This is a genomic window from Allocoleopsis sp., from assembly GCF_036703385.1.
In the GTDB taxonomy this organism is placed as follows: domain Bacteria; phylum Cyanobacteriota; class Cyanobacteriia; order Cyanobacteriales; family Coleofasciculaceae; genus Allocoleopsis.
On the sequence record NZ_DATNPA010000389.1, the window covers coordinates 1 to 14,489 of the forward strand.

A 14,489-nucleotide genomic window follows, 5' to 3' on the forward strand; every position below is an offset into this window, starting at 1 on the left:
ACCGGAGATTCAGCTACCGAAGTATACCCGCTATAAGCTGGATAACGGGATGGTTGTATATCTTATGGAAGATCATGAACTCCCCTTAGTTGGCGGCACAGCCATGATTCGCACGGGCGAACGCCTCGAACCCGCCGACAAAGTTGGCTTAGCTTCATTGGTTGGGGACGTGATGCGCACTGGCGGTACTACTGCACATACGGGAGATGAACTGAATCAACTTTTAGAACAACGGGCGGCTTCGGTAGAAACGGGTATTGGTTCGACTTCTGGCAATGCCAGCTTCAGTGCCTTAAGCGAAGACTTGGGCACGGTTTTTGATTTATTTGCTGAGGTAATAAAGACGCCAGCGTTTGCTCAGGAAAAACTGGATTTAGCCAAAAAACAAGAGGCGGGACAAATTGCCCGTCGCAATGATGACCCCAATGGAATTGCGGGTCGTGAATTTCAGAAACTGATTTACGGTAAAGATAGCCCATACGCCCGCACGGTGGAGTATCAGACGCTCAACAAGATTTCCCGTGAGGATTTGGTGGCCTTTTACCAGCAATATGTCCATCCTGAAAATATGATTTTGGGCATCATCGGGGATTTTGATTCAGCCAAGATGCGATCGCTGATTCAGGAGAAATTTGGCAACTGGAAACCCGGCTCTAAAGCACCACAAATCACTGTGCCCTCTGCCACCCAGGAAAAGCAGGGGGGTGTCTTTTTCGTCAATCAGCCCCAACTCACCCAGAGTTATGTTCAGATCGGGCATATCGGCGGTGAACTCAACAGCCCTGATTATCCGGCGCTGGATGTGTTAAATCAGGTAATGAATGGTTTTGGTGGGCGTTTATTTAATGAAGTGCGATCGCGCCAAGGTCTGTCATACTCTGTCTATGGATTTTGGAGCCCTCGTTACGACTTTCCGGGTACATTTGTAGCTGGAGGACAGACGCGATCGGATGCAACTGTACCCTTTGTTAAAGCCATCCGCGCCGAAATCGAGAAACTGCGCACAGCACCGATAACAGCAGAAGAGCTTGCCTCTGCCAAAGATCAGGTTCTCAACTCCTTTGTGTTCAATTTCCAAGACCCCAACCAAACTCTATCGCGGCTGATGCGTTACGAATACTACGGCTACCCAGAGGATTTCCTCTTCCGTTATCAGCGCGGTGTCAAAGCGACAACGATTGAGGATGTCCAGCGGGTTGCCCAAAAATACCTGCAACCAGATAAACTCGTCACGCTAGTGGTGGGTAATGCTTCTGCAATTCAGCCACCTCTCACGAATCTTTCGGCCAATGTAACCTCTTTAGATATCACTATTCCAGGGGCAAAAAGCAGCTAATGCTGAGCTTGGAAGAAGTTTAAAGGGTGGTTGCTGCGGCAATCGCCCGTGACCAAGGACTGGTCAATCAAACGAAGTTTAATTTGTACTATTTATTCAGTTGCTTAAAATTAGACGATATCGGAAGTTGCTAGTTTATATACTGATCGGTCTGATTCTATTTATTTTAGGTTCAGGGCTACTTGTCTATTATCAATTTATACACGGTGCCGAACATTTCAGTAAAACTAACTATGAAACTTATATTAAATATTCTTTTAATCAGCCGCAGGATTATCCTTTAAATCAATCGGTTTCACCTCAACTCTATCATCCCATAGGGACGTGGATAGGACGAGTTATCTTACCACAAAAAGAACAACGCGATACAGTAAAGGGCGTCCTGTTTGAAGTCCATCATACAGATTCTGAGCATCAGGATTTAGTAGGAAATATCGTAAAGTTGAAGTGGAGTAACGAACCCAAGGTGCAAGCTTATCTCAAAGCTGTAACCAAAGATGTCCATTTCAGTACACAGACACAAGAAAGTAAAAACCAAGGAAACTTGCATCCTGATCGCCTCAATAATTGGCTGCATGTTGACCCATTAGAGTCTCTAGCAGGCGCAAGACCTGATGATAATGTGATAGTGATGTTGCCAGAGCCAATTGTAGTAGAAGAAAAAAGCAGCGAGCGCCCGACGCTCATCCTGACACAAGAACCGATACAAATTACTGGGCGCTTTTATGGCTTAGTTACGATTGTCTCACCAACAACCAAGGGAAGCGATAAGTTCCGAGTACGTCATTTTAATCCAACGTCCAAGCAATTTGATGGTGTTGAAGAAACAATTCGCCTTCCCAAAGTTCCAGCTGATCGCCGGGGAGTTTTTCGTTCCACTAACAAAAATATAGAAAAATCTCCCCTCAATCCAACGGGTTGGTACATTTACGGTGCTAAAGATGCAGATGGGATTTTTGTAGCGCAAGCGATCGCACCCCGTACCCTATTTCGTCTCCAACCCGATGAAGTGCTGTTAGGGAAGAAAGCAGGAATCTCTTACTTTAACAAAAAGTATTGGAAAGATACAGAAGCTCAAAAAGGCATAGCGAAAACAATTCTCCTCGATCCAACAACGCAACAAATTAATGAATCGATATCTCATTGGCGAGAGGGTGATCGGGCAATTGTCCTGCATACCTTTGGCGGAATTGGTGGGAAAAAAGCGGAACCTACGCCGCTAGGTGTGGTTACAGGTCATTTTGTCTATGGATTAGCGCATGTCGTGCGCGAACCACTGACCCAGGAACTACGCTTTGATATTGAGTACCTACAAGTTTACGCCCATAACCCCGATGGCATTGTTGCCGGGAAAAACCATTGGTCAAGTTATATGGGCGATTTGCAGCGCGGTTGGCTGGGAAATCGCCCCGTTTCCGATGTTCTGGTCAAATTGGATGCGGTAACCGAAGATTACGACTTTGACGGTATCAAACTGTCACCCTGGAACGAATTGACGCGTCAACTAGAAATCATGATGGCGCGTTACCGGATTGGAGATGGTACGGGTGCTGCGATCGTGAACCCAGCGACTTCTTGTGTTCAGGATTCCAACCAAGCGCTGTACGTAACCATTAAAAGGATCGAAGCGACAATCCAATCTAATCCCCGCATTCAAGATTGGTTACAGCGTCACCCCGATCATGCTCAAACTCGACGCTTTCAGAGATTAGTGAAGTTGGGGCGATCGCTAGAGCGTCAATTAGTACCCCTAGGAATTGTGCGCTCTGATTGGCAAGAAAATGCTCAACCTTTGGCAGGTACTCGCCCTCCGCTTGATTCCCTTAGTAATTTCTTCGCTGCCCTAACAACTTGGCGAACAGTACTGCCACGTCGGGCACACGATGAAATTGCTGCAATTTTTCTCAAGCATGGCGCGTCTGTCTGGTTAATCCGCACGAATCAGGTTGGTGGATTCGATCCAGACATTAAGCCGCGTGCCCCAACTGCACTATTAGGTCATCGCACCCATTGAATTTAAGACTAGATAATGGGGAAAAAGGTAATCGAGAAGTTCTCTTTCCACCAATTACCTTTTTCCCCATTACCGAAATTTCAGTTACGATGACGCCCTTTAGAATCACATGCTTTAGTCCAACAGCGTTCTAAGAGTTTCACTCTATAGAGATACGCGAATAGACGCGGATTGAGTATAAGTTTAGTTTTAGTACTCAAGACAGGCTGGTTAAGAAATTGCCACAAAGGGAATTTGAGCTTGGTGTCTTTTGAAGCCATAGGAGGAAAATCTTAGAGAAGCGTTGTGAGATACATTCCCACCCTCTATTAGGCGTACCAATCAAGGGCTGGTTCGTTAACCTTGGCACATTGCTTGGTGAACTTTCCTGGTGAGGATTACGGAACATTGGAACAGTTTTCTGCCAATCTCAGTAGTTTCCCGGAAAAAGGAGAAGTTCTACTGTTCGACTTGGCAGTGTGTCAACTTACCTAATAGGTATTTTATGTACAAACTCTTAAGTCTAACGAGGGATGGGAAACCGCGCCAAGAGAGAGATGTGAATCTTAACGGAAACCTCGAACACCCTAAGGATGAAGTTTTGTTATGGAATCTCAACTTGAGCCAGGTAAGCCTAGTGGATTGCTGGTTGCAGCGGGTATCCTGATTGGTGCAGGTTTGTTGGCAGGATTCGTTGATGGAATCTTATTCCACGAAATCCTCCAGTGGCATCACATGGTAACGAGCGTTCGTCCAGCAACAAATCTCTCTAATCTCCAAGCCAATACTTTAGGAGATGGTCTTTTTCATTTAGGCACCTGGACTCTAACAGTCATCGGTATTGTGTTGCTCTGGCGTGCTGGTGGGCGTAGCGATGTACCCTGGTCACCCAAAATCTTTGGCGGGTCTTTACTCCTGGGTGCGGGTTTATTTGACTGTATTGAAGGTCTCATCGATCACCAAATTCTAGGAATTCATCACGTTAAACCAGGACCAAATCAGTTAGCTTGGGATATCGGCTTTCTGACCTTAGGTGCCATCCTTGCTCTAGTCGGCTGGATTATATTGCAAAACGGACAAAAGAAAGCTTCGAGCCAAGCTTAACACTAAGCTATTTCACATCGAATTGGCATACCGTAAGCAGCCAGGATTCTCTCCACATTCGAGTTTACCATTTTGACTTTTGATTTATGACTCTCTTACCCACGAGTCCGTTCTAATAAAATCATCATTAATAAACTTAATAAAACCCGTATTTCTTCCTGTTCACTGAGTTGATTAAGCTGCTTAATAGTAAACGTTCGGGAAAAGAATGAAGGTTGCTTTTCTAAGCTCATCACAACCGTTTCATCTGCACGAGTCACTAAAAAAGCGGGATTGAATACAAAACCGCTGAATATCCCTAAGAGCGGAATCTCACCAAATAATCCATCCATGACTTTGACCCAGGGATTTTTTTCCCGAATTGTCATGACAACTGTGTCGCCGTCAAAAATGTCGTATTGCCCTTTCCACAGCGATTTTAACCCTCGTCTTTTCACTGAACCAAAGGGGATGCCGTTGGATGAGGCAAAGTTATAACGAGCCGAAAAGTCAATGATGCGATCAGCCTTGATAGAGTACAAAGGGTTTGTCTGTTGCCTGCAATTGCTGCTTGCACATTGGAATCAGAACCAACAAGCAGTTTAAATGCACGAATAAAATGTGTGGTTGGCTTGGAGATGCCAATTTGAATGGCGCAAAAATGATTGAACTTTGGGGCTGTTCTCTAAACCAGCCTAGAGGCTCGCAACTGTTGTCTTGTGCAATAGAACCAGGGCTGTCACGCTTTTAAATTGCTTGTTGAGACGGACGCGGGGACGCGGGGAGGGAGACACACAGAGGAGTTGACGGTTCGTTCCCTAACTAAACAATATGCAAATTAAATGCACAACAGCTTACCTCTCATCCCCATCTGTAACTGGCTTGCCTTTATGCGCAGCCAATCAGGTGGGGTAGTTTACCTTTGGTTATTAGCGCCAGTGTTTGTGCTGTTGGCGTTGGTATTGGCATTATTGTTTGCGCCGTTGGCATTGGTGTTGGTACGCGTGTTTGCGCCGTTAGCGTTGGTATTAGCGTTATTGTTTACGCCGTTGGCGTTGGTATTAGTGCCCGTGTTTGTGCCGTTAGCATTGGTATTAGCGTTATTGTTTGCGCCGCTGGCATTGGTGCTAGTGTTTGTCCTGTTGGCGTTGGTATTAGCGCCCGTGTTTGTCCGGTTCGGGGCGACATCCCTAGTGGGGCTACCCGTAAAAGTGAAGGTTCTACTATTGGGGGTAGTATTAGCCGTAGGAGTAGTAGCCCCAGGATTAGTAGCCGCAGGGTTTGGAGCTGCATTGGTTGCTCTATTCCCGCTACCAGAACCATCATCTGCTCTACACAGATTCTCTAAATTGAGGGTTGCACCTTGTTGAGTTCGCATATAACAAAAAGGACTACCCTTGCCTGATTTTTGCACAGCAGGAGAACCAGATGCTTCAGACAAAGGACGACTCAAGACAGCCTGAGGGAAAGATACAATTACGGCAGCAGCAGACAGAGCCGCGCTTAACTTAAGGAGTTTTAGCATAGATTTAGCAGATATTTTAGAAGACTACCCTCTACCCTAAAAATCTACGTTAATAAGAACATATCGCTGTAGGAAGATTCAGCCCTCAGCAAAAGGTAGAAGTTTAAAAATGCTTCAAGCAAGAGCAGTGTAGAAGAGTCCACTTGTAGATTATGGATACAGGGCATCACCCGTCGTGGGGTCAAAAGCAAACAACTGGTTAAGGTCGAATTGGATGCCAATGCGATCGCCCGGATGCCCACGCCAATCAGAAGGAGCCACAACATCTAACAACACCTCCGACTCTGGTAGACACCCACGAACTAACGTCTCCCGCCCCAACGGTTCAACCACACTCACCTCCATCCTCAACTCCCCTCTGCTCTCGGCGTCTTCTGTACCTTTGGGGTTGGTGAACTCCACATATTCCGGGCGAATCCCCAAATCCACAGTTTGCGCCGGAACTAATGGCAACCTGATCTGAAGCTCACTGGGACAAGGCAAAAACTGACCCCCCACCTGAAACCCCTCACCCGTATAGATGGTGCGAAAAACATTCATCGGAGGATTGCCCAAGAACATCGCCACCATACGGTTCGCGGGTTTAGCATATATCGCTTGGGGTTCACCGATTTGTTGAATCCGACCGCGATCGAGCACCACAATCTGGTCTGCGAGGGTCATTGCCTCCACCTGATCGTGAGTCACATAAATCGTCGTGATGCCCAATTGTTGGTGTAACTGCTTTAATTGAACTCTCGTATCATCCCGTAACTGAGCATCCAGATTCGAGAGCGGTTCATCTAGAAGGAAAACCTTCGGTTCCCGTGCGATCGCTCTTCCGAGTGCCACGCGCTGCTGTTGTCCCCCAGATAGCTGCTTGGGTTTACGATCCAACAGATGAAATATATCGAGCGATCGCGCCACCTTCTCCACCTGTCTCTCAATCGTTGCCTTATCGGCTTTCCGCATCCGCAATCCGAAGGAGAGATTCTCAGCTACCGTCATGTGAGGGTAGAGGGCGTAGTTTTGAAACACCATTGCCACATCCCGTTGCCGTGCCGGGACATGATTGACTAAAACATCGCCAATATAGAGATTGCCATTACTCACGGATTCCAGACCTGCGATCGTCCGCAGAATCGTGGATTTGCCGCAACCCGATGGCCCCACTAATACCCAAAATTGCCCATCTGGTACCTCAAAGGTGATGTTCTCAATTGCCAGCACATTCTCAAATTGGCGTGTAATCTCTTCTAATTGAACATTTGCCATTGGTCGCTGAAAATAACTAAGATAACGGTTTCAGGTAGGGCCCCACGTTGCTCAAAATTACTAATTATTAATTATTAATCGGACTTTAAAAAGGGTACAATCTCCCGCCTAAATCAAAAATTTTAGCGGTATCGACTTCAGTGGTGCTGTCGTTGTTCTCACTAAAAGTAATTCCGAATTCTGGCTTCTCAATTCCCAATTCAGTTGACACAGCCTTTAACTTTACCATATATAAAGCCAACCGTAAAATTACGGTTATAAGTTTTATAAAAAAGCTGTTTCAATTCCGTAATTCCACGGAGATAAGTATTTAAAAACAGTGGTAACAATAAAGGAGCAAATTCACGTTATATAGAGGACGCAACAGCGTTCTCGATGAAGGGTTCTGGGGGACAATTGTATGGAGCATCAAAATGTCAGTCAAAAGCCAACTCAATCAGCAGCTGAGCCTCAAACAGGGAATGGAGAGGGAGAGGAGATGTCTACGGAGATTTCTGCATCCCTTCCTCCCCTACCTCAAGAAGCTTCCCGTGTTAACGAACAAGAGCATACCCATTTGCCACCTGTACCCTTGAGCGCTTTTCCAATCAACTGGTCTCTTGAGAGGAAGACTATGGTGATGCTGGGACTAGCATCACTGATTCTGGTCAGTCTCAATCTTCTATTTTACCGGAGTTTTATCAAGCAAAAAGAAACATCGGATCGGGTAAATCGAAGCCAGCAAATCCTTCAGAAGTTGGAAAATGTCCGTTCTTCAGTTACGAATGCTGAAACCGGTCAACGAGGTTATTTGCTTACAGGACAAGAGTCTTACTTAGAGCCGTACAACCGTGCTGTCAGAGCAATTGCTCCGCAAATATCCCTGCTAAAAACATTAATGGTTGCGGACTCTGGGCAACAGCAGCAGCTTTCTATCCTTGAACCCTTAATAGCACAAAAGTTTGCTGAACTTCAGGAAACGATTGAGCTGAGGAAAAACAGAGGGTTTGAAGCCGCGACGCAGGTGGTTCTGACCAATCAAGGAAAAGAACTTATGGATCAACTGCGCCAAGTACTCCAGCAGATGCAAAGTCAAGAATATGAGCAGCTAAAAACTTGGTTAAAGGCGAAACAGGAGGAAGCCCAAAGAGTGCAGTTGATATTCTTATTCGGCATAATACTAAATCTGGTCGGGTTTTATCTGGTGTATCGCGCCATCCAGGGGGAGATGAGGGAACGCAGACAAGCTGAAATGTCATTTATAAAGTTGAATGAAGAGCTAGAAGCCAGAGTACTAGAGCGAACCGCTGACCTGAAAGAAGCAAACGCCAATTTGTTGTATTCTAATCAGGAACTAGAGCAGTTTGCCTATGTAGCTTCCCACGACTTGCAAGAGCCACTAAGGGCGGTCAATAGCTATGCACAGCTTCTAGCTCGCAAATATCAGGGCAACCTTGATGCTAAAGCTGATAAGTACCTCGGTTACATCATGGAAGGAGCCACTCGAATGCAGCAGTTAATCAATGACCTGCTTGAGTTTTCACGGGTGGGGACGCGGGGTAAAGAGTTGAAGCCAACGGCTTGTGATAGGGTACTGAATCAGGTTTTGGATAATTTAAAAGTTGCGATCGCAGAAAGCCAAGCCGTCGTGACTTATGACTCCCTGCCTACTGTGTTAGGAGACGAAACACAACTAATTCAGTTGTTCCAAAATCTGATCAGCAATGCCATGAAGTTTCGTCGAGAGGAACCTCCACACATCCATATCTCGGCAGTGCCAGGGAAAACCGAATGGGTCTTTTCTGTCCGTGATAATGGCATTGGCATGGAGCCAGAATACTTTGATCGCATCTTTGTGATTTTTCAGCGTCTCCATTCCCGTGCGGAATATCCCGGCACTGGCATTGGTCTAGCCGTGTGTAAAAAGATTGTGGAACGTCATGGGGGACGTATTTGGGTAGAGTCCACGCCAGGAGTCGGTACAACCTTTCACTTTACTGTTGTGCGTTTCTAGGACATCAACCCCTTAGAGATTGAGACGCCAATTCGATTTATGAAATTGTAATTCTATCCTCTCCATGAACATTAACACTTCTATTAGACCCGTTGATATTCTGCTTGTAGAAGACTCTCCCAGTGATGCCGATCTCACGGAAGAAGCGCTGAGTGACGGTAAGGTACTCAATAAGTTGCACTGGGTGGAAGATGGTGTAGAGGCTCTCGCTTTCCTGCGTCGGCAGGGAAAATATGCCAATGCACCCCGTCCCGATTTGATATTACTTGACCTCAACTTGCCCAAAAAAGATGGTCGGGAGGTTCTGGCGGAAATCAAGGCAGACGCCCGCCTCAAACTCATTCCCGTAATTGTTCTCACCACCTCAGCCGCTGAACGAGATATTCTCAAGACTTACGAGTTGAATGCGAACTGTTACGTCACCAAGCCAATCGACTTAGAGCAGTTTATCTCTGTCGTGAAGTTGATCGAAGAGTTCTGGCTAGCCTTGGTTAAACTGCCATCAGAGTAAAAAATATGGACAGTACCTCCTCACGCCGCCATGCGGCTACCGCTAACGCTATCAACATCCTGCTTGTAGAGGATAATCCAGCTGATGCTGACCTACTTGGTGAAATTCTCGAAGAAGCTGACGAGATTGAGTGGTCGCTGGTGCATGTTGAACGGCTGAAAGATGCGCTGCAATCCCTGCACGAACAAGACTTTGATGTGGTTCTGTTGGATCTATCGCTACCGGATAAACAAGGATTGCCTACGATCGCACAAACCCATGAGGCGGCACCGGATTTACCCATTGTGGTACTCACTGGACTGAGTGATAAAGTCATTGCCCTAGAAGCCTTGCGACAGGGAGCACAAGACTATCTCGTTAAAGGCAAGATTGATACTTATACCTTGGTTCGGGCGATTCGTTATGCGATCGAGCGAGCTCACACCCTGAAGAAGCTGCGCCAGAGTGAAGAGCAGTTGCAGCGACTCAATGAAGAACTCGAACGCCGAGTTGCAGAGCAAACCGATGAGTTAAGGCAAAAAAATCAGTCCCTGCAAAGTGAAATTAGCGAACGTCAGCGCTTAGAAGAGGAACTTCGTCATGCTCTGGCTAAAGAAAAAGAACTCAGCGATCTCAAATCTCGCATTATCTCTGTAGTCTCTCATGAGTATCGCACCCCATTGGCGACCATCCTCTCCTCTACAGAATTACTTGAACACTACGGTCATAACTGGCAAGAGGAGAAAAAGCAGCTTCATTTCCACCGGATTGAAAGCTCGGTTCATCATCTGACTCGGTTGGTGAATGATGTGCTGATGTTCAGCAAAGCAGAGGCGGGAAAACTGGAGTTTAATCCGGTAGAGCTGGATGTCGTGGAGTTTTGCCGCGATTTGGTAGAAGAGTTACAACTACCCGCACAAAATCAGCACAGTATCAACCTCAGATGTCTGGGTACCCACCTGGACGTGTATCTGGATGAAAAACTGCTACGGCAAATCCTGAGCAATTTATTGTCCAATGCACTCAAATATTCTCCCGATGGAGGTAAAATCCAGTTTGACCTAATTTTTGATCAGAATACTGTAACGTTCCGCATCCAAGATGAAGGGATTGGCATTCCCGCAAAAGATCAACCTCAGTTGTTTGATACGTTCTACCGCAGTAGTAATGTCGGTACAATCTCTGGAACAGGTTTAGGATTAGCGATTGTTAAACGGTGTGTAGATATCCACAGGGGTCAGATTGTGGTGGAGAGTGAAGAGGGAGTTGGGACAACATTTACGGTTATTCTACCCTTGAACATCGAGATAGACCTCTACGTTTACGGTTATTCTAGCCTTGAAAATTGAGAAGGTTTGCTGTCTTCGCTTTATACCAAGTTGTATTCATACGTAACACATTCATGTTCTGTGCGTCCCCGCGTCTGTCTCGACTACTAGGTTTGAACGCAACTTCGTATTAGTGGGCTACCAAACTTGAGATGAATCATCACGAAACAATGGCACAACTCAGAGAGGCTATGCTCTCAGCTCAGACATTGGGTGAGCTGTACGCTCTAATGGAAGTTTACTCCTATCAGGAGTTTATGCAAATCTACAACCAGTTGCAGCCCAAGCAACAGGAAAAAATGAAGGCTATTTGCGATCGCGACAGTCAAATCCAACTAGCGGCTATCCCCAGCGTCAAAAGTTTATCCCTTGAAAAAGATTCTGAGAAATTCCAGAAAAACTCCTGACTCACAGCTAATCGCTAAAACGAACCACAGAGACTCAGAGAACACAGAGAAACAGAGGAGAGGATTTCACTAATCATTTAGACTGGCTATATAGCTTAATATGAGTTAATAGCGATTCGATATTAACGAATAGGAAGAAAATTGTTGTTCTGGTATAACGGTCAGCTGATTTGTAGCAGTACGCTGGAATTAGCGATTGATGACCCTGGTTTACTGTATGGTGCCACTGTTTTTACAACGCTGCGAGTTTATCAGCAGTCGTTGAAGCATCCACTGACAAATTGGCAGCATCATTGCGATCGCCTAATCTCCAGTTTACAAAGGTTCGGTTGGCAACAGCCTGATTGGCAACGATTGCGCCGTGGGGCAGAGCAATTAAGTGCGTCTTATCCCGTTCTCAGAATCACGATTTTCTCAGATGGGCGGGAGTGGATCATCGGGCGTTCCCTTCCCTCTGACTTAGCACAACGGCAACAACAGGGCATCACGGCATGGGTGGCAGACGCCCCTGACTATCAAAGATCGCTGGCTGCTCACAAGACAGGGAACTATCTCTCAGCTTGGCTGGCTGGACAGGCAGCGCGGGAGTTGGGGGCGGCTGAGGCGGTTTTAGTGGATGCTACGGGGAGTTGGTTGGAGACGAGTACGGGTAATCTATGGGGCTGGCAAGAGGGATGCTGGTGGACGCCACCCTTAGCAGCGGGGATTTTACCGGGAGTCGTGCGATCGCAACTCATTCCCTGGCTTCAGGCACAGGATTACCCGGTTCAAGAAGCCCCTTGGGATCGGGAACGGGTGTTGAAATTTGAAGCGATCGCTTACACCAACAGCGTGATGGAAGTGATTCCGATCCATACTGTCCTGACTTCCTCCCAGTCTCTCACCTACAAGCCCTTTCACCCGATGCTGGAGCCATTGCGGAGTTTGTGGCGACAACACCATGAACATCTATCCTAGGGATGAAGACATCGTTACTAGACTGACTATACATGGTTTTCATCCCACATTAGGGAGTTAGACATATTACCATAAAGAAGGCCATTAAAAGAGTAAGAAGTTATTATTGACACAATTTCGCCAACTAATCCTGAGAGACGTTAACATTAGTTAATATTAAGAAACCAATTCGACGTTCCGACATCCTAAGCCTTAGGAGGTAAGTAAGTAGTGAATAAGAAGTGGAGAAACGCAGGGCTATATGCGCTACTCGCCATAGTAGTCATTGCATTAGGGACAGCATTTTTAGATAAACCCTCCCAAAGCCGGGAGACTTGGAAATATAGTAGGCTGATACAAGAAGTTCAAGACAACAAAATTGAAACAGTTAAACTGAGTGCTGATCGCACCAGAGCGCTGGTTACGTCTCAGGACGGTAAGCAAGTCTTGGTTAACTTACCCAATGATCCACAGCTGATTAGCATCCTCGCTGATAAAGGTGTAGACATTTCAGTTCTGCCCCAAAGCGATGAAAGCTTTTGGTTTAGAGCATTAAGCAGCCTCTTCTTCCCAGTCCTTCTGTTAGTAGGATTGTTTTTCTTGCTGCGCCGTGCTCAGAATGGCCCCGGTTCTCAAGCGATGAACTTTGGTAAATCCAGAGCTAGAGTGCAGATGGAGCCTCAAACTCAGGTGACCTTTGGCGATGTCGCAGGGATTGACCAAGCCAAGCTGGAACTCAATGAAGTTGTTGACTTCCTCAAAAATGCCGATCGCTTCACTGCTGTTGGAGCCAAAATTCCCAAAGGTGTGCTGTTGGTTGGCCCTCCGGGAACAGGTAAAACTCTCCTCGCTCGTGCGGTTGCAGGTGAAGCTGGCGTACCCTTCTTCTCCATCTCTGGTTCTGAGTTTGTCGAGATGTTTGTGGGTGTCGGTGCCTCTCGTGTGCGTGACTTGTTCGAGCAAGCAAAGACCAATGCTCCTTGTATCGTGTTCATCGATGAAATTGATGCCGTTGGTCGTCAGCGGGGTGCTGGTTTAGGCGGCGGTAACGATGAGCGGGAGCAAACCCTCAACCAGTTGCTCACGGAGATGGATGGTTTCGAGGGCAATACCGGCATTATCATTATTGCCGCTACGAACCGCCCTGATGTTTTGGATGCCGCTTTGTTGCGTCCCGGTCGATTTGACCGTCAGGTGGTTGTAGACCGCCCGGACTATGCGGGACGTTTGGAAATTCTCAGAGTTCATGCTCGCGGTAAGACGCTGGCGAAGGATGTGGACTTAGAGAAAATTGCGCGTCGTACCCCTGGTTTCACCGGTGCGGATTTATCCAACCTACTGAACGAAGCCGCAATTTTAGCCGCACGACGCAACCTCACCGAAATCTCAATGGATGAGGTGAATGATGCGATCGATCGCGTATTAGCAGGGCCCGAAAAGAAAGACCGCGTCATGAGCGAGAAGCGCAAGACGCTGGTTGCTTACCACGAAGCGGGTCACGCTTTAGTCGGTGCCTTGATGCCGGATTACGACCCCGTGCAGAAGATTAGTATTATCCCTCGCGGTCGTGCGGGTGGTTTGACTTGGTTCACACCCAGTGAAGACCGGATGGATACGGGTTTATATTCCCGCTCTTACCTGCAAAACCAAATGGCAGTCGCGTTAGGCGGTCGCCTTGCTGAAGAGATTATCTTTGGTGAAGAAGAAGTCACCACGGGTGCTTCCAACGACTTACAACAAGTCACTCGCGTAGCACGGCAAATGGTGACTCGCTTCGGCATGAGCGAGCGCTTGGGTCCTGTCGCCCTAGGTCGCCAGAATGGCAATATGTTCTTGGGTCGGGAAATTGCCTCAGACCGGGATTTCTCGGATACAACAGCGGCTACCATTGATGAAGAAGTGCGCAGGCTGGTGGATGAAGCCTACCAACGTGCTAAGACTGTCTTACTCGGCAACAAGCATATCCTTGACAAATTAGCCGATATGCTGATTGAGAAAGAAACAGTGGATGCAGATGAACTGCAAGAACTGTTAGCCAATAATGATGTTCGGATTGCTGCTATAGCCTAGGCAGACGTGAGAGGGACTTGAAAGTAGGGTTCCTCTGGCTTAGTTCTTAATTTCGTCATGGCAATCACTCATAG

11 protein-coding genes and 1 pseudogene are annotated in these 14,489 nt (G+C 46.9%); 9 read left to right on the forward strand and 3 right to left on the reverse strand.

The features are described from left to right. The 3 genes from V6C93_RS19255 to V6C93_RS19265 all read left to right on the forward strand — a co-directional run. Window positions 1–1,336, forward strand: a 1,336-nt coding sequence (locus V6C93_RS19255; protein WP_333478283.1) for a pitrilysin family protein, incomplete at its 5' end; no start/stop codon positions are given. A 127-nt stretch (window positions 1,337–1,463) separates the two neighbouring features. Then, entirely contained in the window at window positions 1,464–3,350 is a 1,887-nt protein-coding gene (locus tag V6C93_RS19260) for a hypothetical protein (protein ID WP_333478284.1), read from the forward strand. Between the two features lie 585 nt (window positions 3,351–3,935). Beyond that, window positions 3,936–4,433, forward strand: a complete 498-nt coding sequence (locus V6C93_RS19265) for a DUF2243 domain-containing protein (protein WP_333478285.1) — start codon at window positions 3,936–3,938, stop codon at window positions 4,431–4,433. A 95-nt stretch (window positions 4,434–4,528) separates the two neighbouring features. Here V6C93_RS19265 and V6C93_RS19270 read toward each other — a convergent pair. The 3 genes and pseudogenes from V6C93_RS19270 to V6C93_RS19280 form a co-directional block, all read right to left on the reverse strand. Beyond that, window positions 4,529–4,969: pseudogene (locus V6C93_RS19270) on the reverse strand (hypothetical protein); the annotation flags it as partial. Between the two features lie 359 nt (window positions 4,970–5,328). Further along, the gene (locus V6C93_RS19275; protein WP_333478287.1) at window positions 5,329–5,937 is read right to left on the reverse strand and encodes a hypothetical protein; all 609 of its coding nucleotides are present in this window, start codon (window positions 5,935–5,937) and stop codon (window positions 5,329–5,331) included. Between the two features lie 150 nt (window positions 5,938–6,087). Next, window positions 6,088–7,191 carry an ABC transporter ATP-binding protein gene (locus V6C93_RS19280; protein WP_333478288.1) on the reverse strand — a complete coding sequence of 368 codons (1,104 nt, stop codon included), beginning with the start codon at window positions 7,189–7,191 and terminating at the stop codon, window positions 6,088–6,090. Between the two features lie 400 nt (window positions 7,192–7,591). Here V6C93_RS19280 and V6C93_RS19285 point away from each other — a divergent pair, with 400 nt between their 5' ends. From V6C93_RS19285 to ftsH3, 6 genes are all read left to right on the forward strand, one after another. Next, complete coding sequence (locus V6C93_RS19285) at window positions 7,592–9,184, forward strand: sensor histidine kinase (RefSeq protein WP_333478289.1); 1,593 nt, start codon at window positions 7,592–7,594, stop codon at window positions 9,182–9,184. Window positions 9,185–9,248: 64 nt separating this feature from the next. Further along, on the forward strand, window positions 9,249–9,695 hold the full coding sequence (locus V6C93_RS19290) for a response regulator (protein WP_333478290.1): 447 nt from the start codon (window positions 9,249–9,251) through the stop codon (window positions 9,693–9,695). 5 nt (window positions 9,696–9,700) lie between these two features. Then, the gene (locus V6C93_RS19295; RefSeq protein WP_333478291.1) at window positions 9,701–11,023 is read left to right on the forward strand and encodes a hybrid sensor histidine kinase/response regulator; all 1,323 of its coding nucleotides are present in this window, start codon (window positions 9,701–9,703) and stop codon (window positions 11,021–11,023) included. 131 nt (window positions 11,024–11,154) lie between these two features. Further along, on the forward strand, window positions 11,155–11,409 hold the full coding sequence (locus tag V6C93_RS19300; protein WP_333478292.1) for a hypothetical protein: 255 nt from the start codon (window positions 11,155–11,157) through the stop codon (window positions 11,407–11,409). 144 nt (window positions 11,410–11,553) lie between these two features. Then, the gene (locus tag V6C93_RS19305; protein ID WP_349262768.1) at window positions 11,554–12,366 is read left to right on the forward strand and encodes an aminotransferase class IV; all 813 of its coding nucleotides are present in this window, start codon (window positions 11,554–11,556) and stop codon (window positions 12,364–12,366) included. Window positions 12,367–12,576: 210 nt separating this feature from the next. Next, a complete protein-coding gene (gene ftsH3, locus V6C93_RS19310; protein ID WP_333478294.1) occupies window positions 12,577–14,415 on the forward strand; it encodes an ATP-dependent zinc metalloprotease FtsH3 in 1,839 nt (612 codons plus the stop codon). Window positions 14,416–14,489: the final 74 nt, after the last annotated feature.

Coding starts and splice junctions, on each gene's coding strand:
- V6C93_RS19290 (WP_333478290.1), top strand. CDS start 9,249: ATGAACATTAACACTTCTATTAGACCCGTTGATATTCTGCTTGTAGAA.
- V6C93_RS19275 (WP_333478287.1), bottom strand. CDS start 5,937: ATGCTAAAACTCCTTAAGTTAAGCGCGGCTCTGTCTGCTGCTGCCGTA.
- V6C93_RS19280 (WP_333478288.1), bottom strand. CDS start 7,191: ATGGCAAATGTTCAATTAGAAGAGATTACACGCCAATTTGAGAATGTG.
- V6C93_RS19300 (WP_333478292.1), top strand. CDS start 11,155: ATGAATCATCACGAAACAATGGCACAACTCAGAGAGGCTATGCTCTCA.
- V6C93_RS19295 (WP_333478291.1), top strand. CDS start 9,701: ATGGACAGTACCTCCTCACGCCGCCATGCGGCTACCGCTAACGCTATC.
- V6C93_RS19265 (WP_333478285.1), top strand. CDS start 3,936: ATGGAATCTCAACTTGAGCCAGGTAAGCCTAGTGGATTGCTGGTTGCA.
- V6C93_RS19285 (WP_333478289.1), top strand. CDS start 7,592: ATGGAGCATCAAAATGTCAGTCAAAAGCCAACTCAATCAGCAGCTGAG.